Raw genomic sequence first — 25,105 nt, forward strand, 5'->3', positions numbered from 1 at the left:
ATAAATCGATGCATCAATAATTTAAATATAGAACTAAAAAATAAGTAAATTAAATACGTTAATTTGCATATAGAGTTTTTTATATTTAACGCCACAGCTTTTACCTAAAGATCATCTTATCCAATATGTTTAAAGAGATAAAAAACAAGTACTTACGTTATTCTACAATAGTTTTATTTTTTATAATAATTTTCTTTTCTGCCCTTCAATTAAACTTTTTGTGGCTATTTGGCTACTCACCAAGTGTTCGAGATATTATAGCACCTACCCTCCGTGTAGGTTCAGAACTTTACACTGCCGATGGAAAACTGATTGGCAGGTACTTTAAAGAAAACAGAACGCCGGTAAATTATAATGAAATTGCACCTAGCGTAGTGCAGGCTTTGGTCGCTACTGAAGATGTGCGTTTTTATAAACACTGGGGTATTGATTTGCAGGCGGTTGCCCGCGCTGTTGTGGGTTTAGGAAAAGATGGCGGAGCCAGTACCATTACCCAGCAACTGGCAAAAAACCTGTACCGTACACGTTATAATAAATCGCAGGGATTATTGATTAAAATACCTTTGGTTAGGACCTTAATTGTAAAACTAAAGGAATGGATGACTGCTGTAAAACTAGAGTCTAATTATTCTAAGAACGATATCATCACCATGTACCTCAATACCGTTTCTTTCGGTAACAACACGTACGGCATAAAAACGGCGAGCCGGATTTACTTTGATAAGGAAGCGAAAGATTTAGCGACCACAGATGCAGCTATGCTGGTGGGTATGTTAAAAGGCACAACATTATATAATCCAACCAAGAACCCGGCAAAAGCTTTAGAAAGAAGAAATGTGGTGCTTGCGCAGATGAATAAGTACAAGTACCTGAGTAAAGATAGTTTAACTGAGTTATCGAAAGAGCCGATTAAACTAAAAGAAGGTAAAATGCAGGATGGCAGCGATGGCGACTCCTATTTAAGAGCTGCTGTAGCGAAATATTTAGAGAAATGGTGTACGGATAATGGTTACGACCTTTATGAAGATGGTTTAAAAATTTATACCACGATCGATTCAAAACTTCAAAAATATGCTGAAGAAGCAGTTGCTGATCAGATGAGGATTTTGCAACGCCGGTTTTATAATGTGTGGGGCAATGAAGATCCCTGGTACGACTCGGAAAAACAAAAGGTTGATTATCCCGACAGAGCGATGAAAAACTTGCCGATTTATACAATTTTACAAAAGAAATTCCCTAATAATCCCGATTCTGTTACTGCCTATTTTAATAAAAAGAAGAGGATGCAGATCTTTACTTATAAAGGCGACCGCGATACTTTATTCTCTACTTTAGATTCGATCCGTTATTATGGAAAAATCATGAATACCGGAATGATGACCATGGAACCTGCAAGTGGTAAAATTAAAGTTTGGGTTGGTGGCATAGACCATAAGTTTTTCAAATACGATCACGTTAATCAATCTAAACGTCAGGCGGGCTCTACTTTTAAACCATTTGCTTATTTGACGGCTTTAGAACAAGGCATGAGCCCTTGTGATAAATTTACAGATAAGCCAGTTAAAATTGCTTATCAGGATAAAGGCGAAACGAAATATTGGGAGCCGAAAAATGCCGATTACAGCGTTTCTTACCGTGAAATGAGTTTAAGGTGGGCCATGGCGAAATCAGTAAATACCATTACGGCTCAGGTAACCGAAAAAGTGGGCTGGGATAATGTGGTAAAATATGCACACGAATGTGGTATCGATAGCCATTTAGAATCAGTTCCATCGGTAAGTTTAGGCTCAAACGATGTTACGGTTTACGAAATGGTAAAAGCCTATGCGACCTTTATGAATAAAGGAATTAAAACAGATCCCATTCTAGTAGAGAAAATTACCGATCAGGATAATAATCTAATTGATGAGTTTAAACCTAAAACAAAAAGGGTTTTAACAGAAGAAATTGCCTGGTTAATGACCTATATGTTCCGTGGTGGTATGGAAGAACCGGAAGGTACCTCGCAGGCATTATGGGAATGGCCAGATTTGTTTAGAAAAAACAATCAAATTGGTGGCAAAACGGGTACTTCTTCTGATTATGTAGATGCCTGGTACATGGGTTTAACCAAAGATCTGGTAACCGGCGTTTGGGTGGGTTGTGATGAAAGAACAGCGCACTTTAAAAACGGCGAACAGGGCGAAGGCTCAAGAACGGCGCTACCCATTTTCGCTAAGTTTATGGAGAAAGTATACCTCGATCCAAGTTCAGGTTATACTTATGGTCCGTTTCCAAAAGCAACGGTTGATATAACCAGAACCTACAACTGCCCTAGCCCGCGGATTATTAGAGATACCACCTCAACTGACAGTTTAGCGGTAGATTCTACAGATTTTACGGTTCCTGAAACACCAGAAACCGTAACCCCGGTAACCGTTGAACCTGAGGTTAAAAAAGAAGAAAAGAAAGCTGAACCTGTTCAAACTCCTCCGGCAGCTACAGTTCCTTTAACCAGAAAGGAAGAAAGAGAGCTGAGAAGAAAACAACGTCAGGAAGAAAAAGAAAAGAAAAAGAACGAGAATAATCAGCCTTAGTTTTTATTGTAATAATAAGCCAGATACATCACCTATCTGCGCTGGTTAGTAGAAATAACTTTAAAAAAGTGTTAAAATTTTAATACTGTTTTAAACAATTGCTATTTTTATTTTCCAAATCTCGTACCATTTCATTTTCGTAAATTATTGAACTTCATTACTAAAACCACACATATGAAAATAGGCTCTACCTTATTAAAGCGATATTCTGCTGTATTGCTGCTGCTTATTCTTTCTTTTTCTGTTAAGGCCCAATATTTCGGGCAAAACAAGGTAAGGTATAAAAAACTCGATTTTAAAGTTTTGCAAACACCCCATTTCGAGATTTACTATTACATTAAAAACGAGAAACTTTTAAAACGTTTTTCGCAAGATGCCGAAACCTGGTATAAAATGCATCAGGAAGTTTTCAGAGATACTTTTTTAAAGAAAAACCCCATTATCCTATACAATAACCATCCTGATTTCCAGCAAACAACTGCACTTAACGGAGAAATTGGAATTGGTACCGGCGGGGTTACTGAAGCGTTGAAAAACAGAGTGATAATGCCGGTTATGGAATTAAATAGCCAAACAAGACACGTTTTAGGTCACGAGCTTGTCCATGCTTTTCAATACCACCTTTTGCTCGAAAAAGATTCGATTAGTTTAGAAAATGTTGGACAAACACCACTATGGATGGTTGAAGGTATGGCTGAGTACTTATCAATCGGAAAAAAGGATGCATTTACTTCCATGTGGATGCGTGACGCAATGTTAAACCGTGATATCCCTTCTTTAAAAGATTTAACCAACTCCAACAAATATTTTCCTTACCGCTATGGCCAGGCATTCTGGACTTACATAGGTTCGCAATACGGCGATACCACTATTGTTCCATTATTTAAGAATACCGCAAAGTATGGCTATGAAAATGCCATTAGGTATACTTTCGGGTATGATGATAAAACCTTATCCGGCTTATGGAAAAATTCTATCGATGCGCATTATAAACCCATGTTAAAAGCAGATAGTTCGCAGATCAAAATTACGGGTACAAAAATCATCGACAATAAAAATGCAGGTAATATGAACGTTGCCCCTGCCCTTAGTCCGGATGGAAAATACTTAGCCTTTATGTCTGAAAAAGACCTTTTTGGGATTGATTTATTTCTCGCAGATGCCAAAACCGGAAGAATTATCAGAAAACTAAGCAGTCAGATTTCCAATGGCCATATCGATGATTTCAACTTTATAGAGTCGGCCGGAGCATGGTCGCCAGATAGTAAACAATTTGCCTTTAGTATCTTCAGTCAGGGCAAAAACCAGATGATGATTATCAATGTCTCAAACGGTACTACAGTTTCTCAAACGGCCATGGATCAGGTGCAGCAGTTCGGTAATTTAACCTGGTCGCCAAACGGAAAAGATGTAGCTTTTTCGGGTATGGTTGAAGGGCAGAGCGACATCTTCTCATACAATCTAGATACCAAAACAGTTACGCAGATTACCAATGATGTATATTCTGATTATGCTCCTAGTTATTCACCTGATGGCAAAAAACTAGTATTTTCATCAGATAGAGCAGCAATTCAGGCCAATGTAATTAACGCTGTATTACCTATAAATCTTGCTGTTTACGATATCGCTTCTAAAACGGTGAGCAATTTAGATGTTTTTCCAGGGGCGAATAACCTAAATGCGCAGTTTTCTTCAAACAGCCAGAATATCTATTTCCTCTCGAACAGAGATGGATTTAGAAATTTATACAAATACAATTTCGCCGATAATACCGTTGATCAGTTAACCGATTATTTTACAGGAATTAGTGGGATTACCGAATTTTCGCCTGCAATTTCAGTCTCTACTACTGATGATATTGTATACAGCTATTATCGCTACCAGCGTTACACTTTGTATAATGCAAAGTTGAGCAGCTTTAAAGCAAAACGAATTGGTAATCAGGAAGAAAATTTTGATGCTGCGATCCTTCCTCCAATGGAAAACATCGGTGTAAACATCATCAATTCCAATTTAAATAATTTTGACCGTTTCGAAAAAACCATCGCCGATTCGATGCGAACGGTACCTTACAAACCAAAATTCAGGTTAGATTATTTAGCCAATAGCGGTGTTGGTGTTTCTACCAGCCGTTTCGGAACTGGTGTTTCAGGCGGTATTGTGGGGATGTTCAGCGATATTTTAGGCACCAACCAGATTATAGCGAATCTATCGGTAAACGGAGAAATTTATGATTTTGGTGGTTTAGTAGGCTACATCAATCAAAAAAGCAGAATTAACTGGGGTGCTGCCATTTCGCATATCCCCTATGTATCAGGATTTAGGTCTTACGGCTACGAGAATATCCCTATAGGTAAAAATCAGGCCGGGGTTGAACAAACCATTAATGCCTTTGCAGACAGGACAGATATTATTAGGACATTCGAAGATCAGCTTCAGGTGTTTGGTGCCTATCCTTTTAGCAAAATACACCGGTTTGAACTCGGAGGAGCATTTTCGCATTATAGCTATCGGATTGACCGGTACAGTAATTATTATGATGCGAACGGATATTACATCCGATCTGATAAAAACAGAATTTCTAATGACGAGGCATCAAAAACGTATGAGGTTCCTTTTAATGCCTTTACCCTGTATCAATTAAATGCGGGTTTTATTGGTGATAATTCTATTTTCGGTCTAACAGGACCACTTGATGGCTATAGGTATCGGGTAAGTGGAGAAAAATATTTTGGCACCTATAATTTCGCTGGCGTAACGGCCGATCTTCGTAAATACTGGAGAGCCAAACCAGTAACCTTTGCCGTAAGAAGTTATAATACTTTAAGAATCGGCAAAGATGCAGATAGGCTTTACCCGATGTATCTGGGTTATCCTTATTTGATTAGAGGTTATGAATCAAACTCCATTTACAAAAGTACTTCAGCCCAATCGTCAGAATCTTTTGATATTAACCAGTTAACAGGAAGTAAAATAGCTGTTTTTAACTTCGAAGTCCGTCTACCTTTTACCGGACCTAAAAAACTAGCGGCTATACCTTCTAAGTTTTTATTTTCTGATTTAAACTTATTCTTTGATGCAGGTTTGGCCTGGACAAATGATACCAGGGTTAAATTTAAAAGTGAACCAACGTATACATCAGAACCGTTATTGGATGATAATGGTGTACCGGTTAAAGATGATAAAGGAAATCCGGTTACATATCAAGCCACTACAGAACGTGTACCAGCCATGAGTGTTGGTATATCGTTACGGGTAAACGTTTTTGGTTATTTTGTATTAGAACCTTACTACGCAATTCCTTTCCAAAGGAAGGATGTTAAAACCGGCGTATTCGGTTTAACGTTTGCACCAGGATGGTAAAAAGGAAATTAATTTAATGGCGAAATTGCACATGAAAAAAATATGTTTAATGGTTTTATTGTCTTGCAGCTTGTTTGGTTTTGCCCAAACAGTAACAGAGCCAGCGAATAATCCAAAAGAGTGGTCTCAGGCTTCAGCGCCATTTAGAATTGCAGGCAATCTATATTATGTTGGCACTTATGATTTAGCTTCCTATTTAATTGTAACAGAAAAAGGAAATATATTAATAAATACAGGTTTAGCTAATTCGCTTTCAATAATAAAAGAAAATATAAAAACTTTGGGATTTGATTATAAATCAATCAAAATTTTGCTTTTAACCCAGGCCCATTTTGATCATTTAGGCGCAATGGCTGAGATTAAAAAAGAAACCGGTGCAAAACTATATGTAGATGAGAAAGATGCGGAAGCGCTTGAAACCGGTGGAAAATCAGATTATGAGCTTGGGAAATATGGCATAAGTTTCAAACCCGTAAAACCTGATTTCCTATTGAAGAATAACGATAAAATTAAATTAGGCAGCACTACTTTAACAATGCTTCATCATCCTGGGCATACTAAAGGATCGTGTAGTTTTATATTTAATACGAAAGATCAAAATTCCAGCTACAAAATTTTGATCGCCAATATGCCGTCCATAATTGTTGATAGAAAATTCTCAGAAATAGCTTCGTATAAAGATATCCAAAAAGATTATACTGAAACTTTTAAAGCAATGAAAAAGCTCGACTTTGATCTTTGGGTTGCATCTCACGCAAATCAATTTAATCTCCATGATAAACATAAATCGGGAGACCCTTATAATCCAAAAGTTTTTATGGATAAAAGTAATTTTTTCAAAAATCTTCAGGATCTGGAAAATTTTTTCCTCGAAAAAATAAAAAACTAGCCCTTTACTAACTTGTTTAAAGCGATTAATATAAATTATCGCTTTTTTTTATGGAGATAGTTTAATTTCTTTGGCCTAATAAACCTAGCGATTAAGACAAACTTGTAAATGATAGTTTTACCTGGTTACTGATATTCCGATGTAAAAGAATATTTTCGAAATCGAGGCCAATAGTTAAATCAATCCAATCCGGATTACAAGATCTTACCAAACGCTCTTTTTGCATACGTGTAAACCGGCTAATGGATTTAAAACGTACCAAAGCCTGTGCTTCTGTTTTAAACTCTTCAAAATAAACCAGGCGGGTTAATTGTTGCCCATTATCAAAAAACAAGTTTGGCATCTGTTTGTAGAAATCCAGTGTCTTCATTAAATCTGAGCTCATGCCCACGTGCATACTTGTACGATTTCTGTCGGTAACGATATAAACAAACTTTTTCATGATCTTATGTTTAAAACTTAAAACTAAACTATTTAGTATACGCTCTTGCAATTCAAAATAATATTACTAACTTTATGAGCATAAAATTACTAACTATTTTAGTAATTCCAAATTTATTTTAAAATTTATTTTTATGTCAAATATTTCAAATAATTTAAAGTACCTCAGGAAGAAAAAAGGCCATACACAGCAAAATTTCGCTGATATTATGGAAATCAAGAGATCGCTCATTGGGGCTTACGAGGAAGACCGGGCGGAACCTAAATACGATTTACTAAAAAAAATAGCCGAATACTTTGATCTGACCATCGATGAATTCATCAATGAGAAAATATCTGACAGCTGGAAACCGAAGCCAAAAAGCCAGGGATCTAACTTAAGGGTACTCAGTATTTCTGTTGATCAGAACGACCGCGAAAACATCGAACTGGTTCCGGTTAAAGCGAGTGCTGGTTATTTGAATGGTTTTTCAGACCCTCAATATATTAGCGACCTGCCAAAATTCCAGCTTCCTTTAGCTGCATTAAGACAAGGTACCTTCAGGGCTTTTGAAATTATGGGCGATAGCATGTTACCCGTTCAGCCAGGCAGTGTGATTATTGGCGAATACCTGGATAACTGGAATGAAGTAAAAACCGGCGAAACCTACATCGTGATTAGTAAAAATGAAGGCGTAGTATATAAAAGAGCTGGTAACCGTTTCAGAGAAAATAAAGATTTGAAGCTGATATCAGATAATAAAGTATACGATGCCTATACCATTGCTGCTGATGACATCCTGGAAATCTGGAAGGCCAAAGCCTATATATCTACTTCATTACCTGAACCTGCACCAGACCCAACAATGGAAACCTTGACACAAATGATGGCTCAAATGCAAAAATCAATTTCTCAACTAAATAAAAATTAACACTTTTTAACAAAGGCCGATTAAACTGTTTGCGTTTTTATGTATCTATTGATTTAACAAACACATAAAAAAACATAACATGAAAAAGGCAATTTTAACAATAGCAATTGCAGTAATGGGATTAACCGCTGCATTTGCTCAAGACACTACAAAAAGAGTAAGACGGGCAATGCCTAAAATGACTGCCGAACAAAGAGCAGAAAGGGCAACGTCAAGGTTGGAAAAAGAATTGAGCTTAACCGCTGATCAGAAAACTAAAATCTATGCGATTCAATTAGAGAATGCGAAAAAAATGGATACCTGGAAATCTGCCGATCAGGGCGATATGAAGAGCAAGATGAAAGAGCGCAAAGCGGCTATGGATGAGCAAAAAACTAAAATTGATGCTGTTTTAACCGCAGATCAAAAAACAAAATTGGATGCTTTCCGTGCCGAAGCCAAAGAAAAAGGTGAGAAAATGAGAAAAGGATTGGGTGGCAGAGGCAAAAAAGATAAAGCACCAGTGGTTTCTAATCCGCCTGCACAAGGATAAGTAGTAAAATTAATTCATTATATTTTTGAAAGCGTTCCGATTATTCGAAACGCTTTTTTTTATCATATCATTTTTTAACCGCAGAGATAATTAAAAACATTGGCCTGCGCATTTCATCTTTCATTTCAGGGATTTCCGATAGGCTCAGCTCACTTGGCATGGGTTCTACCAATGCGTTAAGCTCAAAACCATTTTTAATTAAGCTACTGATGTAAGAAGTTAAAGTTCTGTGGTATTTTACTACATCAGTACCCAAAAAATTAGCTTCGCGCTTACCTTCGGAAAAATAATGATCCAATGGCCAATGCAAAACATTTCCACTTTCATCATAAGTCCAGTCTTGCCTGCCCTGCGCCGTAAATATGGGGTGCTCAATAGAGAAAACAAAACGACCACCTTGTACAAGGCTTTTATTGATTTGAAAACAGATTTCATCAAAAGAAGCCAAATAATGAAACGATAATGAGCTGATTACAACATCGTAGCGATTTGGTTTAAAATCAAAATCTTCAATGGCGCATAAATGGTAATCGATTTTAGGAGAGGAATTGATTTCACGCGCCTTTTTTAGCATATTTTCGGATAAATCGACGGCTACGACAGATTTCGCTCCTTGATTAACCGCATATTTGGCGTGCCAGCCAAAACCACAGCCCAAATCGAGCACTTTTTTATTATCGAAATCTGGAAAAAGGCTTTGAAGAACATGCCACTCTCCTGCACCGTCCAATCCCTTAACCGAACGGCTCATTAAACTGTATTGTTTAAAAAATTCGCTATTGTCGTATTTATTCTCCTGCATAAAACTGTTATGAGGAAACAAATTTAGAAATATTAAATGACTGGAAAAGTTAAGGTATATCCTTAAGGCAAACATTTTTTCGGAAAGATTTACATTTATGCTTCCTCTTTATTTACTTTTGACCGATGAGCAAAATTGATCAGTTTCTTAGCGGCAAACTTCAGGAACGAAAAGATAACCTTTCGATCAGGAATTTATCGACAAACATCCCTCCTTTTGATTTTTGTTCTAATGATTATTTAGGTTTTGCCAGATCGGGTGAATTAAAAAATTTGATTGATAGTACCCTGGCAAAACTACCCAATTACCTGAATGGTGCAGGCGGTTCGCGCTTGTTAAGTGGAAATACCAAATTTACTGAAGAAACCGAACAGTTTATTGCTGATTTTCACCTGGCTGAAAGCGGATTAATCTTTAATTCTGGTTATGATGCCAATGTGGGATTATTATCAAGCATTCCACAGCGTGGCGATACGATAATCACTGATGAGTTGATTCATGCGAGCATTATAGATGGCTGTAGATTAAGCCATGCTACACGTTATAAATTCCTCCACAACGATATAAACGACCTTGAAACCAAATTAAAACTGGCAAAAGGAAACATATTTGTAGTGGTAGAGAGTGTTTATTCGATGGACGGAGATATTGCCCCATTAATTGCGATATCGAATCTTTGCGAACGCTACCAGGCCAACCTGATTGTAGATGAAGCGCATGCTACAGGCGTTTTTGGCGCAAGCGGCCGCGGATTAATCAATCAGCTTGACCTAAACAGCAAGGTATTTGCACGTATTGTGACCTTTGGAAAAGCCTTAGGTGTACACGGTGCCATTATTTTAGGAAGTAAAAACTTGCGCCATTACCTGATTAATTTTGCAAGATCGTTCATTTACACTACAGCGGCTCCCATTCATAATATCGTTGCAGTTAGCTCAGCCTATAAATACTTAAATGAAATTGATCATGAGCTGATCCACCAAAAAATTGCGTTGTTTAGAAAAACATTAAAAGAGCAGCAGATCAGTGCACTTGATAGCGAAAGTACTATTCAGGGCATTTTATTTTCATCCAATGAGGCAACCAAATTGGCTGCTACAACACTACAAAGCAAAGGTTTCGATGTACGGGCAATATTAAGCCCAACGGTAGCTTTAGGCAAAGAAAGGCTTAGAATCTGCTTGCATACCTTTAACACCGATGAGGAAATTATTTCCCTGGTTAATCATCTTAAAGAATTGAATTAAATGGCTAAATATTTTATCACAGGCATTGGAACGGGTATCGGAAAGACATTGATCAGTGCCATTTTAACAGAAAAACTAAAGGCCGATTATTGGAAACCCATCCAATCGGGCGATTTAGAAACCAGCGATAGCATAACAATAGATCGTTTAATCAGCAATACAAAAACGGTTATCCACCCGGAAAGCTACCGATTAACACAACCCTTATCACCGCATTTATCGGCAAAATTAGATGGCATTGAGATCGACATTAACGAAATCAACCTTCCGCTAACGGATAACCACTTAATTATTGAAGGTGCTGGCGGTTTAATGGTACCCTTAAACGAAAAAGAACTAATTATCGACCTGATTAAAAAACTGGATGTCGAAGTGATACTGGTTTCACAAAATTATTTAGGCAGTATTAACCACACCCTTTTATCAATCAACCTGCTTAAACAGTACGAAATCCCGATTAAAGGCATCATTTTTAATGGCGATGAGAATGTAGAAACCGAAAGATATATCCTTCAATATACTAAAATAAAAAAGCTAGGCAGTATACCTGGCTTAAAAAATATCGATAAAGAAAAAGTGGAGGCAGCTGGCCAAAACCTTTTTATTTAACAAAGTCTAAAAGCTAGACACAGCCTGTTTTTATTTTATAGTTCTCCCAAGAAGTCAAGTTTCAAAAAACTTGACTTCTTTCTAATCATATTATTTCTCAGTTAAGTAACCAGACTGCTTAAGAAAGTCAGCCCAAACCTGATACCCGGCAGGGATAAGGTGTAAACCATCTTTGGTAAGCTCAGCCCTTAAATGTTTATCCTGGTCAGTAAAATTAGGATACAGGTCGATTACCGTTACATTTTTAGCAGTAAACTTTCTGATTTCATCATTTAACCAAAGAATGTGTTCGTCTTTACCATAATGGTTTTTAAATTTTTCGAAAGCAGCATTCACAGGCAAAAGTGTATTGAAATAAATCTTTGTTTTCTTCGATCCCTTTCTGATCCGGGCAATCATTTTTTTATAATTGCCTAAAATCACACTATCCGGAATATTCCTGGAGATATCATTTATTCCAATCAGGATAAAAATCTTTGCTGGTTTACCCTCAATTACATCTTGCAAACGTTCTAAAACGCCAAAAGTAATATCACCAGAAATCCCCCTGTTTTTTGCCTGCGGAAGATCTAAAAGTTTAGCCCAGTCGGTTCCGGCAGTAATGCTGTTGCCTAAAAAAACGAAATCATTTTTTGACTTCGGATCGGCTTTAAACTTAGCCACGAGCTCAACATATTTCCCCGGACGATAGGTGCTATCCCATTTTACCGTCTGAGCCATCGCCGTTGTTAACCCCAGGGTAAATACAACAGCGGTTATTAATAGCTTATTTAAAAGTGCTTTCATTTTGTATTTTTATAAAGCCGAAAATACTATTTTGACTGAACTAAAATATCCGGGTAATCAGAAATAATACCATCAACATTTAACGCTTTTAGTTTCTGAATATCGGCTAAAGTATTGGCTGTCCATGGAATGATTTTTACGCCATCTGCATGTGCTTTTTTAATCAGATCTTCATTTACCATTTGCCAAACCGGACTTAAAATAAATGGTTTAAAACCCAAATCGGCCATATTCTCCTCATATGTTTTTTTATTGGCCACCAAAAAGGAAGTTTTCATTTTTGGGTACTTTTCATGGATAATCTGAATTGTCCTTTTATCAAAAGATTGAATCACCACAAAATCAGCAATCTTTTTCTTCAAAATCACATCCATTAAAAGTTTAACAAATTCTTCAGGTTTAGGGTTGGTGATCCCATCTCCACTCACACTACATTTAGTTTCAATGTTATAGAAAAACTGCTGACGTTTATGAGCTTTAATATCATGCTGAACAGCATCAATCAGGTCAGCAAGTAAAGGAAGGTGTGTTTTTTCTTTTTTCTGCTGAGGAAATAAATCATAATATTTAGTACCGAGATCGAATTGTTTAATTTCGGCATAGTTCATACCAAAAACCGGATATTTTTTAGCATCTGTTACAGGGATATCCTTCCCATCTGGTGTAAGCATAAATGCCGGACTCAGGTAATCGTCATGTGTTACAACGACCTTACCATCTTTAGAGATATGGGTATCCATTTCCAAAGTGGTAATTCCTTCTATTTTCATGGCGTTTAACATTGCCAAAATGGTGTTTTCGGGCATCAGTCCTCTCCCGCCACGATGTGCTTCTGCACTAAATGCCGGAAATTTAACTTCCTGACTAAATGATGGAGCTGCACATGCAACGCATAAGGTAAATAAAATTGCCGATGGATTAAGTTTCATATGATTGGATGGATTAAGCATTAATTTCTGCCTCAAATTTTTCACCGAAGCGGTCGGTGGCAACAACTTTCACTTTTTTAACCGATGGCTCGAAATGCGCCAGAAACAAATGGTCTGTTGATCTTGGCTCTACGAATGGTCTCGGATTTGGCAACTTATCGCCTTTATAGAGCTTAACTGCCAGTGGATCATAACCATCTTGTTGTGCCAATGCGCCCATTGCTTTGCCATCAAGGAAATATTCAACCTTCCATTCAGGATCATAGTTCCAAACATTGGCAATTAATCTTTTCTGATTGGTTAAAGTATCTACATAAATATCAAGCTGCGCTTTGCGGTCTCTCCCGGTCGATTTATAATACCATTTTAAATCCGTTCCATCTACTTCATAAACGCCATAACCACGCGGTGTACCATCTTCACAAATCGGACCGGTCCACCAGCCACCACAAACGGTACCGTGATTATGTTCGTAAATGCCGTTCCTGATTACATTTTTATTAAAATGCGTATGTCCCGACATGATATGAACGTTTTTGAAATCTTTTAGTACAGCATAAAAATCATCGTTATTTTTAACGGAATTGTGTACCGGAATATGCAGACAGATAATCAATAGTGCATCTTTAGGCACCAGCTGCAGATTTTTAGCCAACCATGCTAATTGTGTTGGGCTAATGTAACCATCGTAAGTTCTTTCTACACCCAAATAACGTACATCATCTAAAACCACATAATGAGCCTTGCCTCGGTTAAAAGAGTAGTAAGTCGGTCCGTAATGTGCCTGAAAGGTACGATCGGAAGTATCATCACCGCCTTGTCTGTAATCCTGGTCGTGATTGCCTAGCGCCTGGAAAAATGGAATTCCGATTTTAGCAATTGCTTCATCGTATGCAGGAAAAAGATCAAAATTATCCCAAACCAGATCCCCTACACCGATTCCATGAACAGGAGTTTTTCCCATCCCTTTAACCACTTCTCTTGTATCAGGAACAGACGTTTCCATCATCTGCTGAACATCTTTTTTGTTCTTTACCTGAGGATCGGCCCAAATGATAAAATTATGTTTGTTATCGTTTTGTTTTAGCGGTTTAAGATCGAAGTTTAATTTACCAGCAGTGTCTGGCTTATAATAATGGCGTGCAATGCTGCTTTCGGTTTTAAATTCGTAACCAGATGGTGTGCTGATCCAAACAAAACGGGCCATTTCGTGAAGTTTAATTTCATAATTACCGCTTTTATCGGTTTGCACCACGCTGTATCCATCAGAAATAACCACACCGGCAACAGCTTTACCTTTGCTGGTGACTGTTCCGCTCACTAAACCATCAACCGAGAATAATGATGATGGAAACGATTTTAAACTAACAAATAAGGTTGTCGTTAATAAGGTTGATTTTTGTATAAAGGATCTTCTGTTCATTGATATTAAAGATGTGGATTCAAAATCAATGGTTCTCATCCGCAGTAATGGATGAGAACCATTAGATTAATTGGTTACTTGAGTAACATCAGCTCCTGATTCAATTTCACTTACCGGAGTGGTTAACGACATTTGATAATACACTGCTCCTCTTGCAGTAGTCCAGGTTTTTGTTGTCGCATTATACGATCCGCCTAATTTCAAAAACAAGCCTAAATCTGCTACTGCAGCATGAGGAATAATATATTGATTGGTGCCCTGGAAAAAGAAAGGCTGAGCGGTAGAGGTTGCCGGATCAACTGGATTGTAATGATCATTTTTAACGATACGGTAACCATAATTATCTACACTATTGAAAAGCGTTGTTTTACTTGTACCACCAAAAAAGACTACATCCAGAGGAACAGATTCTTCATTTATGATCGTTCCTTCAAAAACCGCTACCCCACCAGCATTACCGCTATTAGGGAATATACCGCCATTCTTAGAACCGAATCCATCACCATCATTGGTCACATAAGCAATAGATCTGATCCATTTTGAAGTACTCAATGACGTAGAGTTGGCCCCGTTAATACGTTGATTGCTACCTCCAACATAGAAAAACTCTCCTTTTGCTACGGTGCCGCTGGTTAAATTAAACTTATAAGTTCTTCCACCCCCGGTTGCCCAACCTCCGGCTGGTGCAGTGCCTACATAGGGAGCAGCAGTACCTGCGTTCGTACAGGTAATAACTGAAAGTGAATTCTTGGTAAAATCTATATCTCTTGTTGCTCTGAATTGAATATATTCATAGTTCCCATCACCACCTTTGGCATCAGCTACAATACCGGTTATCACCACTGGGAAAACGCCTAAACCTGGGCCATTTGGATTTGGTGGGGCTACACGCTCGGTAATATCTGTTGATACCCTGGGCCAAAGCTGAATTGGTGTTCTGTTTGAAATTTCATTATTAATGAACACAATCCCTGTAAATGTAGCACCGGCAGGAAGCTCGGTATTTGCATAATTAGCCGTTGCTTCAGTATGCAAGATTATACTATCTGCGCCATTTACAATGCTCTTGTCTCCAATAAAGTTATCTCCAAAAGTTGGCAAAGGGTTAACTAAGCCAGATTTTATTTGCACTAATGTACTTTCATATTCATCTGGCTTAAGCACAATGTTATAACTGGATGCAGTTTGTATATTGATTCTGTTGTTAGAAGAAATCTTCGCAATTGATGCATCTGTAAGTCCGCTAATTTGTAATGATCCTTTCACACGCTTAAGAGAACTTCCTTCAACTTTTATAAGCAGAGAATCGCCCGGCTTATAACTTGAAGGATTTTCAAGATTTAATACCAAACCTCGTATCCTGCCTTTTCTTGTACTCTGGATCACTACCGTTTTCTGTGGAACATTTCCTGAATCGATGTTAGAAATTACTACCCCGGTAATTGAACCAGCTCCGGTAAGTGATTCTTTATCAATAATCAGATCTGTGCCTTTATACAGGCTTCTTATGTCTTCGATATAGGTAATTGTACTCACTGTTCCTGCAGCAAAATCATGCTTTTTACATCCAGCGAAAGCTAAAATGGCAGCGGTTATGTAAATGTATAAATATCTATTTTTCATAAACTTATCTCTTTATAAAATGCAATTTTTATGGCCTTTGCCACCAAACTAAAGTATTAATGTTATCTGCTCCCTGAACAGCTACGGCTGCTTTATAATTCTCTCCGTTGGCAGATTGCACATATACAGGATAGTTCAGCCTTGCTGGCATAACACCTCCATTGTTTAAACCAGCGCCTTTTGGCAGTACCGGATGACCAGTTCTTCTAAATTCGAACCATTGCTGAAGGTCCGTAAAAAACAGAGCATAATATTTTTGAATGTGGATTAACTCCATCTTTTGGTCTAAAGTATAGTTGTTATCCCACTTTACTTTGTCGAAGGTTAAATAGTTGGCGGGCAAGGTATAACCCCAAAAAGTGATTCCACTAGTTGCACCGGCTTCGTAATAAACCTGAGGAGTTTTGGCTGTGATCCATCCTTTAACTGCTGCTTCTGCTAAAATGAACTGCAATTCAGAATAATTCATAATATTCCCCAACAGTGGTTCGGCTTTTAATGAAACCGGAAAGGCAGACTTACCTTCTGGTGCCTGTCCTGAGGGATAACCACTTGGTATACCTTGATAATCACCCTGGTATAGAGAAGCCCATTTCTGAATTCTCGGGTCACTTCTTTCATTTAAGTTATCAACAAAAAAGCTGGCTAATTTTGGGCCATACCAATCTCCATCTCTCCATGGAACAAATGGCGATACATAAGCTCCTGTTCCACTCCATCTTAAAACCGCAGAATCATCGTTGCTGGCCATAATTGGATACGTTGATGCTTTGGTATCTACAATTTCTTTGATTTTAGCTATTGCATTTGTTTCGGCCTTTCCCGAAACCCTCAACAATAACCTTAAGTAAAGGCTATTTCCAAATCTTCTCCATTTATCTCTGTTTCCAGCGTAAATAGGATCGCTTGCCGATGTAATGGCATTACCGGTAGCATTTCCAACTTTTAAAAACTCATTTGCCTGTTCAAGCATTAAAAATAAAGCCGGATAAATATCTTTCTGTTGATCGAAATTGGGGGTATAAATCCCTTCCTTAGCTTTATTAGAATTTAAAAATGGTATATCACCGTAAGTATCGGTCAATAAGGAGTAAGTGTAGGCTTGCCAAATTAGAGATAAGGCCTGATAAGAAGTATTTAAATTATCTTCTCCACCTTTATAGATGTCTTTAAAATTCGTCAATTCGGTATACCACGAGTTCCATAGATAATCGGCTTCCGCTGTTCTAACTTCGTACCTGAATATCTTTCCTTCGGTATCGCCCATATTTACAGTAACCTGCATCAGTTCGTTGGTGATTCTTTGGCTTCTGCTCATGTTGGCAACTACAACATCGGTAATAGCCGGTGCCAATAGAGCTTGCGGTAATGCGAAAGCACTCGTATTTGGATTCGTATTAATTTCACTAAAGTCCTTTTTGCACGAAGGCATCATTATTGATACAGTTGTAGCGAACAAAAGTATTAGATATATGTATTTTCTATTTTTCATTGTTTTAAATTTAAATGCCAATTACTAAATTGAACCCGAAAGATCTGGTTGATGGAAATTGGCCATATTCAAAGCCTTTATTGATATCTCCGTTTCCTAATGTTCCAAATTCAGGATCAAACAATGGCCACTTGGTTAACACCCATAAATCACGGCCATAAACGCCTACTGCTGCTCTTGTTAATCCAATTCTACTTAAAAACTTAGGTTTAAAAGTATAATCTAAACGTGCTTCTCTCAGTTTTAAGTAATCAGTAGAATAAGTAGTTCCTTCTACGTTATCGCGTCCATAATGAGCTGTATAATAAGTGGTTGCATCCTTACTGATCACATCATTAGGACGGAAAGAACCATCAGGATTGCGCTGAACGCCATTCCCTATAATACCATTATAACGACCTGGCAAGGTGTTTACCGTTTTACCTTGTTCTGCTAATGCAGCTGCAGATAAAGAGTAGCCCACTGCACCATATTGCGAATCGAACATAAAATTCAATGAGAATTGTTTGTATTTAAATGTATTGGCAATACTGGCCTTCCATCTTGGATTGGTATTACCAATATATTGCATATCAGTAGTAATAATCGGGTTGCCATTAGCATCATAAACAATTTGCCCATCAGGAGATTTCTCATAACCCCTGCCATATAAATCGCCCATGCTTCCCCCTGGAAGTGCAATAATAGCACCCCTGCTGCCAGGTCCATTTTGGAGGATGTATTGGTCTAAACCAGGTGTTAATTCAACAACAGTATTTTTATTTGCTGCAAATGTTCCGGTAATGTTCCAGCTAAAGCCACCACGGGTTTTTATTGGTGTTCCGTCTAATGCAATCTCAATACCGCTGTTTGTAACCAAACCTGCGTTTACAATTACACTTCTTACACCAGAGGAGGCATCTACAGTTGAAGACAGAATCTGGTTCTTGGTATTTCCTTTATATGCAGCGATATCGATACCTAATCTATTGTTGAACATTTTAATTTCCAATCCCCCTTCGTAACTGGTGGTAAATAATGATTTTAAATCGGTATTGGGCAATGTTGTTGGATTAGCCAGACCACCGGAGTAATTTGGTACCGGGTTATAAGTGTAAGATGTTTTATATGGTGTGGTTTCTCCACTACCCACCCCAGCTAGCGACCCTCTTATTTTCACATATGAAAATGCTTTTGGAAGTTTTAATACTTCTGATGCTATAAAACTTAAATTAACCGATGGATAAAAGAAAGACACATTATTTGTCGCTGTTGGTGTGGCTAAAACACTGTTCCAATCGTTACGGCCAGTAACATCTAAATACAAGAAGTTCTTGTAGCTTGCCGTCAGTAATCCGTAAAAACTGTTAATATTGTATTGACTTCTAAATGGAAATGGTACAATTACACCTGCTGCATTTGCCAGCGAATAAACACCTGGATAGAGCAAAGAGTCGGCTCTGTTTTCATCTTTATTGTAATTGTTTTTTAGCATGCTTCCGCCTACTGAAGCAGAAATATCAAAATCTTTCCCTAACTTTTTCTGGTATCTTAACAAGAAATCACTATTTATTTCTTGAGAAATGATGCTCTGGGTTCGGTACATTCCTTTTTTGTACTTCTCGGTATCGAAAGGTCTTTGTTGCGTCCGTTGTTCCTGAGATAAATCTAAAGATGTTCTTACGGTTAAGCTTAAATTTTTTGTGAAGTTATATGTAGCCGAAATATTTCCGGTTAAACCATTTCTTCTCGAGCCGTTTAACATCTCATTTGCAATCAAATATGGATTATCAGGAAAACTGCTAAAGGGATAACTTTGTGAAATATTTTCCTTGCCGGGTAGCCAATAATCTTTTAACCAATCAATCGTTGCATTCGGCTCCCAGAATAAATACCAATACATAATAGACTGGTTATTGTATCCGGTAGACGGTAGGTTATCGCTCGTTTTATTATTGTAATTAACTTTAGCTGCAATTTGAAGCTTATCTGTTACTTTCTGATTAACAGATAGAGCAATCGAAGTCCTTTCGTAACCCGTATTAGGAATAATCCAGCTGTTGTTCACATTAGTTGCAGAAAACCGCGCAGTGGTTTTATCATTACCTCCAGAAAGCGTAACACTATTGGTGTAAGTCCTTCCAGTTTCGAAAAAGTTCCTCGAGTCGTTTACATAAGGTACCCATGGCGTTCTTGTAGTTGCCTGCGTGTGGGTTATTGGGTCATATTGAAAATAAGACTGACCATTGAATTTTGGCCCCCAGGCAGAACTTGTACTTCGTGTACTCGCACCATCTGCAGATGCGTTGTAAGAATAATAGTTGTCACCATCAACTCCCTGTCCGTATTCGTACTGCAAATCAGGCCACCTGTTAATGGTCTCCATCACTGTGTTAGAGTTAATGGTTATACCAATTCCTTTCTGTGTATTCTTCCCAGACTTAGTGGTAATTACAATGGCGCCATTTGCACCTCTCTGTCCATACAAAGCCGCTGCACCAGGGCCTTGCAGTACCGTCACATCTTCTATATCTTCCGGATTAATATCTCCTAAACCACTTCCATAATCTACTGGTGTTTCATCAGCAAGATAACCAGAGCCACCATAACCAGTTGTTCTGCCACTTCCCTGATTGATTACAACACCGTCTACTACAATCAAAGCGTCGTTTCCGCCACCAAGATTATTTTCACCACGTAAAATTATTTTGTTAGAGCCTCCAGGTCCACCATTAGATCTTACTAAATTTAAGCCTGGAACCTTACCAGATAAAGCATCGGTCCAGTTATTGGATAGTGCGCTGGTTAAAGCCTCTCCTTTTACGGTGGTAGTAGAATAACCTAATGCCCGCTCTTCACGTTTTATCCCAAGGGCCGTAACGATCACTTCGTTTAATTGACTGGTAGAAGAACTAAGCCTAATGATCACATTGTTCTCGTTATTATTAAATGTTCTGCTTAGGCTTGTATAACCGATCATATTATAAAGAACCGTAGTGCCCTTTGCAATTGTGATGGTGTAATCTCCTTTATCATTAGATACGCCCAAAAACTTCTTATTGCTATCTGTTATTGTTGTTCCAATCAATATTTGTCCATCTTGATTATCCAATACGGTTCCTTTAATTACAATATTTTGTACCGGAGTTTGCGCAAAACTTTCATTAATACAAATCAGTTGCATCATTATTGCACATACCAAAAGGCTAAAGCGTTTTAGTTTACCCCTAAAAAAAGTGCAGTTTTGCTTTTGATGATTATCGGGACTGTTTTGCTTTACATGCAGAAAGCACTGATACCACGAAATCTGTTGAGTAAAATTTTTGATCATAATTATTATAGTATATCCGGTTAGTAATAGGGTTCATGTGTTTGATTTATTTTGTCCGGATTTGCGGGCAAAGTAAGCCTGTTCATGTTAAAAATATATTAAGCAAGCATTAACGTATTGAAAAGCAAGCCTGTTAGGTTGCGATTTATTTGGTTTAACTTACTATATATTTCGTTAATTAAAATTAACAAAACAAATCGAAACTAAAAACAATAAAACAAATCACCAAGAAATATTTTTTATTTGAATGTTTAAACAGACAGAAATATCGATGATTGCAAACAGAAAGGAATATTCGAAATATATACGAACCCAGCAAATAATGGCTTATTTACTCAACAGAGAAGATAAAAGAATTTATTAGGTAACGGGATGATCAGTGTCAACGCGTCACGTAATAATTTTATTACAAGCCCAGGCATTCACAAAATGAATAGAGCAACAAAACGAAACATTATCTTGTAACATTTGTATGTCAATCAAAACCGAAAGATAAAGAAACATGATTAACCTGCCTTTACGTACTCAAATACATGCTTCATGTAAAGTTTACGTAAAGAGAATGTCCGTTCCAGCGCAATCAAAACAATTACCGGGAATATTAAAAACGGTACCAGGTTAAAAGTGTAGAAAAAGAAGGCAAAAATCAAAATCAGTCTGAAGCACTCCAAATAATAAATCCATCTTCTTTGCTCTAAAAGAGCACCTATATTGATTAAGGTAACCAGTATAAACACAAGTATTGCACCTTTATTGAATGATGTTAAAGCACTATAAAATAAAGTAGCACCCGTAAGCATGGCAACGACCAGGATCAACTGTATATTTAAGTAGGTTTTAAACTTCGGTTTAGCAAGATCCTGTTTTTTATGCTGAAAGTACCGTTCTTCTAAAATCGGACGAATGTTCTGGTCCATCAAGGCAGGGCTTCCGAAAATCGCATTCCACTTGGCCTTGAATCCATTTGCACGTCTGTATGCCTCTCCTATTTCTAAATAGTAGTGGAAATGCTGCCACAGGAAACTATAACTTTTAATAGGATGTGTTAAACCATATTTTGGCGCCTCTTCTTCGGCCTGGAAAGTACCAAATAATTTATCCCAGAAAACAAAAACATCGCCGTAGTTTTTATCCAGGTATTTTTCGTCAGAGGCATGGTGCACACCATGTAAGGAAGGCGTAATCAATATATTTTCCAGCCAGCCAAGTTTGCCGATTAATTGCGTATGTGTAAAAAATGAATAGGCTCCATGCGCTAAAAGTATGGTAATAATCATATTGGGATGAAAACCAATTAATGGCAATATACACCAAAACACATTGCGGAAAATGGCTTGAATGGTCGTAATTCTTGCCGCCGCCGATAAATTAAATTCTTCACTCTGGTGATGCACAATGTGTGCAGCCCACAAAAAATTAATTTCGTGCCCCAGCCTGTGGTACCAGTACCAAACAAGATCCGTTGAGAGCAGTAGTAATATCCATACATACCACTTGGTAGAAATATCGAAAATTGAATAATGTATATATATCCAATCGTACACCTGATAAAAACTGGCGGCAATAAATAAATTCAGCAACCTTTCGGCAATCCCTACGCTAAAATTCGCAACTGTACTTTCGTATTTAAAAATTTTCGCCTTCTTTTGGTGCTGGGCGATCTTAAATTCAATAAATACAAAAATAAAAAATGCTGGAATAGCAAAAGCAAGGTAGTTTACCGTCATAACAATTTAGATCTTTTTTAAGTTTAACGGAACAAACTTAAATATATTCTATTAAATACATAGATTTTATAGAATATATTATTACACCTAAATTACTTCGATCTTGATTTAATGTTTGTCGTTTTAATTTATTTGTAGAACTTCGAAATTATAAATACACCCTTATGGCTACAAAGAAAAAAGCTGAAAACAACAATATATTATCGATCGATATTGGCGGTACGAGTATAAAAACGGTTCTTTTGGATGAAAGCGGAAATATGCTTACTGAATATTTAAAAAGCAAAACCCCACCTGAGGCTACTCCGAAAGACATTGTTTCTGGTATTGTTGAATTGATTAAGCCCTTCCCCGACAGTTATAATCGTGTGTCGATCGGTTTTCCAGGTTACGTTAAAAACGGTATTGTTAAAACCGCGCCAAACCTGGCCAAAAATAAATGGACAGATATTGATCTGGCGCAGCGTGTGGCCAACGAGCTGGGTAAATCAGTGCGTTTGGTAAATGATGCTGACCAACAGGGCCTTGGTGTGGTTGAAGGCAAAGGTTTCGAAATCGTTTTCACAGTAGGTACAGGTTTCGGAACGGCTTTATTATTTGATGGAGAGTTATTGCCGCATCTGGAGCTTGCACATTTCCCGATCAGCAAAGAAGAAGATTATGACGATTATATCGGAAACAAGGCCTTCGAAAAAATCGGCACGGAGCGCTGGAATAAAAGGCTTAAAAAATTAATCGAAATCTATAAAACGGTTTTCAATTATGATACCTTATATATTGGAGGTGGCAATTCGAAACAGATAGACTTTAAACTGGAAAGCAATATTAAAATTGTAACCAACAGAGATGGAATTAAAGGCGGTGCCAAACTCTGGAAACTGGCCGATAAGTACAACATCTTTACGGTTGAACCTAAAAAATAATTAACCATTATTACAATCTTTTAACAACAATAGCTGCAATATTAATTTGTAAACCCTAATTTTGGGTGCATTAGAAAAAATAAAAAATGGCAAATAACGATTCGAAAAAATATAAATTGGGAATGATCGGTTTAGGCACGATGGGCCGGAACTTATTATTAAACATGGCTGATAAAGGCTTCTCTGTAACAGGTTACGATAAAGACAGAAAAATGATCTCGAAACTTGAAGAAGAAGGCAAAAAACACAACTTAGAAGGATTTGACGATATTGAAAGCTTTATTTCCAGCTTACAAACATCACGTACGTTAATCTTATTAGTACCAGCCGGACCAATTGTAGATAGCGTTATTGCAGAATTAAAACCGCTTTTAAGCAAAGGTGACATTATTATCGATAGTGGAAATTCACATTTTACTGATACCAACCGCCGTGTTGACGAACTGGAAAAAGATGGTCTGCATTTCTTCGGAATGGGCATTTCTGGTGGCGAAGAAGGTGCACGTTTTGGTCCGAGTATGATGCCAGGTGGCGATAAACAAGCTTATAACGTCGTAAAAGACGTTTTTGACGCTGTAGCGGCTAAAGTTGGAACCGATCCTTGCGTAACTTACATTGGCCCTGGTGCTTCTGGTCACTTTGTTAAAATGGTGCACAATGGAATCGAATATGCCATTATGGAGCTTATTGCTGAGGTATACGGAATCCTTAAAAATGGTTTAGGTTATTCTAACAACGAAATATATCAGGTATTTAAAAAATGGAACGAAGGCAGACTGCAATCATTCTTATTGGAAATTACTGCCGAAATCTTCCTTTTTAAAGATACCGAAACACAAAACGATCTTTTAGATCAGATTAAAGATGAAGCACGCTCAAAAGGAACCGGAAAATGGACTTCAGAAGTTTCAATGGAACTGCAGTTACCGGTACCCACAATTAACGAAGCTGTTTCTAACCGCGATTTATCTAAATTCAAAAAACTAAGGGTTTCTTTAGAAGAAGCGTTTGGTAAAAAAGATACTAAAATAGCGGTGACTGTTGATGAACTGGAAGATGCATTTTACTTCTCTATGATCAGTGCCTATGCACAGGGGATGCATTTACTCGTTCAGGCATCAAAAGAATATCAATACGACTTACAATTACAGGAAATTGCCAAAATCTGGCGTGGAGGCTGTATCATCAGGGCTAAATTCTTAGAAGATATTTATCAGGCTTACGATAAAAACAATGCGTTGGAGCATTTATTCGGTGATGCAGGTATCCAGAACATCATCAAAGGTACTTTGCCGGGCACACGCAAAACAATCAGTGCGTGTATTAATTCAGGACTGGGTATTCCGGCATTTGCCTCTACCCTAACCTATTTCGATACCATTACAACGGCCCGCATGCCTTCAAATTTAATCCAGGCACAAAGAGATTTCTTTGGTGCACACACTTTCGAACGTATTGATAAAGATGGTGTTTTTCATGCCGACTGGAATAAATTATCATAAACTATTTAGACTTACGAACA

General features: G+C 37.6%; 18 protein-coding genes. 9 read left to right on the forward strand and 9 right to left on the reverse strand.

Features of this window, described 5'->3' with window-relative positions; genetic code table 11:
* Positions 1–125 precede the first annotated feature (125 nt).
* From CA265_09725 to CA265_09735, 3 genes are all read left to right on the forward strand, one after another.
* A complete protein-coding gene (locus tag CA265_09725; protein ARS39911.1) occupies positions 126–2,576 on the forward strand; it encodes a transglycosylase in 2,451 nt (816 codons plus the stop codon).
* Positions 2,577–2,750: 174 nt separating this feature from the next.
* Positions 2,751–5,939 (forward strand): tolB protein precursor, encoded by a 3,189-nt coding sequence (locus CA265_09730; GenBank protein ID ARS39912.1) that lies wholly within the window; start codon positions 2,751–2,753, stop codon positions 5,937–5,939.
* A 31-nt stretch (positions 5,940–5,970) separates the two neighbouring features.
* Positions 5,971–6,828, forward strand: coding sequence for a subclass B3 metallo-beta-lactamase (locus CA265_09735; protein ARS42946.1), 858 nt, complete (start codon positions 5,971–5,973; stop codon positions 6,826–6,828).
* A 91-nt stretch (positions 6,829–6,919) separates the two neighbouring features.
* On the opposite strand, the gene CA265_09740 is transcribed toward CA265_09735, so the two are convergent.
* Positions 6,920–7,270, reverse strand: coding sequence for a nuclease (locus tag CA265_09740; GenBank protein ARS39913.1), 351 nt, complete (start codon positions 7,268–7,270; stop codon positions 6,920–6,922).
* Positions 7,271–7,403: 133 nt separating this feature from the next.
* On the opposite strand from CA265_09740, the gene CA265_09745 reads away from it, so the two are divergent.
* Entirely contained in the window at positions 7,404–8,180 is a 777-nt protein-coding gene (locus CA265_09745; GenBank protein ARS39914.1) for a transcriptional regulator, read from the forward strand.
* A gap of 79 nt (positions 8,181–8,259) precedes the next feature.
* Positions 8,260–8,712 carry a hypothetical protein gene (locus CA265_09750; GenBank protein ARS39915.1) on the forward strand — a complete coding sequence of 151 codons (453 nt, stop codon included), beginning with the start codon at positions 8,260–8,262 and terminating at the stop codon, positions 8,710–8,712.
* A gap of 67 nt (positions 8,713–8,779) precedes the next feature.
* Here the strand turns inward: CA265_09750 and CA265_09755 are convergent, their stop codons facing one another.
* Complete coding sequence (locus CA265_09755; GenBank protein ID ARS39916.1) at positions 8,780–9,514, reverse strand: SAM-dependent methyltransferase; 735 nt, start codon at positions 9,512–9,514, stop codon at positions 8,780–8,782.
* A 125-nt stretch (positions 9,515–9,639) separates the two neighbouring features.
* Between CA265_09755 and CA265_09760 the strand changes: the two genes are divergently transcribed.
* On the forward strand, positions 9,640–10,761 hold the full coding sequence (locus tag CA265_09760) for an 8-amino-7-oxononanoate synthase (protein ARS39917.1): 1,122 nt from the start codon (positions 9,640–9,642) through the stop codon (positions 10,759–10,761).
* Positions 10,762–11,370 (forward strand): dethiobiotin synthase, encoded by a 609-nt coding sequence (locus CA265_09765; GenBank protein ARS39918.1) that lies wholly within the window; start codon positions 10,762–10,764, stop codon positions 11,368–11,370.
* A gap of 90 nt (positions 11,371–11,460) precedes the next feature.
* Here the strand turns inward: CA265_09765 and CA265_09770 are convergent, their stop codons facing one another.
* From CA265_09770 to CA265_09800, 7 genes are all read right to left on the reverse strand, one after another.
* The gene (locus CA265_09770) at positions 11,461–12,156 is read right to left on the reverse strand and encodes a sialate O-acetylesterase (GenBank protein ID ARS39919.1); all 696 of its coding nucleotides are present in this window, start codon (positions 12,154–12,156) and stop codon (positions 11,461–11,463) included.
* Positions 12,157–12,182: 26 nt separating this feature from the next.
* Entirely contained in the window at positions 12,183–13,085 is a 903-nt protein-coding gene (locus CA265_09775) for a glycerophosphodiester phosphodiesterase (protein ARS42947.1), read from the reverse strand.
* 13 nt (positions 13,086–13,098) lie between these two features.
* A complete protein-coding gene (locus tag CA265_09780; GenBank protein ID ARS39920.1) occupies positions 13,099–14,508 on the reverse strand; it encodes a metallophosphoesterase in 1,410 nt (469 codons plus the stop codon).
* A 66-nt stretch (positions 14,509–14,574) separates the two neighbouring features.
* Positions 14,575–16,131, reverse strand: a complete 1,557-nt coding sequence (locus tag CA265_09785; GenBank protein ID ARS39921.1) for a hypothetical protein — start codon at positions 16,129–16,131, stop codon at positions 14,575–14,577.
* 28 nt (positions 16,132–16,159) lie between these two features.
* On the reverse strand, positions 16,160–17,623 hold the full coding sequence (locus CA265_09790; GenBank protein ID ARS42948.1) for a SusD/RagB family nutrient-binding outer membrane lipoprotein: 1,464 nt from the start codon (positions 17,621–17,623) through the stop codon (positions 16,160–16,162).
* A gap of 10 nt (positions 17,624–17,633) precedes the next feature.
* Entirely contained in the window at positions 17,634–20,789 is a 3,156-nt protein-coding gene (locus tag CA265_09795) for a SusC/RagA family TonB-linked outer membrane protein (protein ARS39922.1), read from the reverse strand.
* Between the two features lie 650 nt (positions 20,790–21,439).
* Complete coding sequence (locus tag CA265_09800) at positions 21,440–22,660, reverse strand: sterol desaturase (GenBank protein ARS39923.1); 1,221 nt, start codon at positions 22,658–22,660, stop codon at positions 21,440–21,442.
* Between the two features lie 164 nt (positions 22,661–22,824).
* Here CA265_09800 and CA265_09805 point away from each other — a divergent pair, with 164 nt between their 5' ends.
* Together CA265_09805 and CA265_09810 are read left to right on the forward strand one after the other, a co-directional pair.
* A complete protein-coding gene (locus tag CA265_09805; GenBank protein ID ARS39924.1) occupies positions 22,825–23,583 on the forward strand; it encodes a chromosome partitioning protein ParA in 759 nt (252 codons plus the stop codon).
* An 86-nt stretch (positions 23,584–23,669) separates the two neighbouring features.
* Positions 23,670–25,085, forward strand: a complete 1,416-nt coding sequence (locus CA265_09810) for a phosphogluconate dehydrogenase (NADP(+)-dependent, decarboxylating) (GenBank protein ID ARS39925.1) — start codon at positions 23,670–23,672, stop codon at positions 25,083–25,085.
* Positions 25,086–25,105: the final 20 nt, after the last annotated feature.

The organism is Sphingobacteriaceae bacterium GW460-11-11-14-LB5, from assembly GCA_002151545.1.
In the GTDB taxonomy this organism is placed as follows: domain Bacteria; phylum Bacteroidota; class Bacteroidia; order Sphingobacteriales; family Sphingobacteriaceae; genus Pedobacter.

Excerpts from the sequence above, each read along its gene's own strand:
- CA265_09750 (ARS39915.1), top strand. The coding sequence starts at position 8,260 with ATGAAAAAGGCAATTTTAACAATAGCAATTGCAGTAATGGGATTAACC.
- CA265_09730 (ARS39912.1), top strand. The coding sequence starts at position 2,751 with ATGAAAATAGGCTCTACCTTATTAAAGCGATATTCTGCTGTATTGCTG.
- CA265_09790 (ARS42948.1), bottom strand. The coding sequence starts at position 17,623 with ATGAAAAATAGAAAATACATATATCTAATACTTTTGTTCGCTACAACT.
- CA265_09725 (ARS39911.1), top strand. The coding sequence starts at position 126 with ATGTTTAAAGAGATAAAAAACAAGTACTTACGTTATTCTACAATAGTT.
- CA265_09740 (ARS39913.1), bottom strand. The coding sequence starts at position 7,270 with ATGAAAAAGTTTGTTTATATCGTTACCGACAGAAATCGTACAAGTATG.
- CA265_09755 (ARS39916.1), bottom strand. The coding sequence starts at position 9,514 with ATGCAGGAGAATAAATACGACAATAGCGAATTTTTTAAACAATACAGT.
- CA265_09760 (ARS39917.1), top strand. The coding sequence starts at position 9,640 with ATGAGCAAAATTGATCAGTTTCTTAGCGGCAAACTTCAGGAACGAAAA.
- CA265_09810 (ARS39925.1), top strand. The coding sequence starts at position 23,670 with ATGGCAAATAACGATTCGAAAAAATATAAATTGGGAATGATCGGTTTA.
- CA265_09780 (ARS39920.1), bottom strand. The coding sequence starts at position 14,508 with ATGAACAGAAGATCCTTTATACAAAAATCAACCTTATTAACGACAACC.
- CA265_09785 (ARS39921.1), bottom strand. The coding sequence starts at position 16,131 with ATGAAAAATAGATATTTATACATTTACATAACCGCTGCCATTTTAGCT.
- CA265_09805 (ARS39924.1), top strand. The coding sequence starts at position 22,825 with ATGGCTACAAAGAAAAAAGCTGAAAACAACAATATATTATCGATCGAT.
- CA265_09765 (ARS39918.1), top strand. The coding sequence starts at position 10,762 with ATGGCTAAATATTTTATCACAGGCATTGGAACGGGTATCGGAAAGACA.
- CA265_09775 (ARS42947.1), bottom strand. The coding sequence starts at position 13,085 with ATGAAACTTAATCCATCGGCAATTTTATTTACCTTATGCGTTGCATGT.
- CA265_09745 (ARS39914.1), top strand. The coding sequence starts at position 7,404 with ATGTCAAATATTTCAAATAATTTAAAGTACCTCAGGAAGAAAAAAGGC.
- CA265_09735 (ARS42946.1), top strand. The coding sequence starts at position 5,971 with ATGAAAAAAATATGTTTAATGGTTTTATTGTCTTGCAGCTTGTTTGGT.
- CA265_09770 (ARS39919.1), bottom strand. The coding sequence starts at position 12,156 with ATGAAAGCACTTTTAAATAAGCTATTAATAACCGCTGTTGTATTTACC.
- CA265_09795 (ARS39922.1), bottom strand. The coding sequence starts at position 20,789 with ATGATGCAACTGATTTGTATTAATGAAAGTTTTGCGCAAACTCCGGTA.
- CA265_09800 (ARS39923.1), bottom strand. The coding sequence starts at position 22,660 with ATGACGGTAAACTACCTTGCTTTTGCTATTCCAGCATTTTTTATTTTT.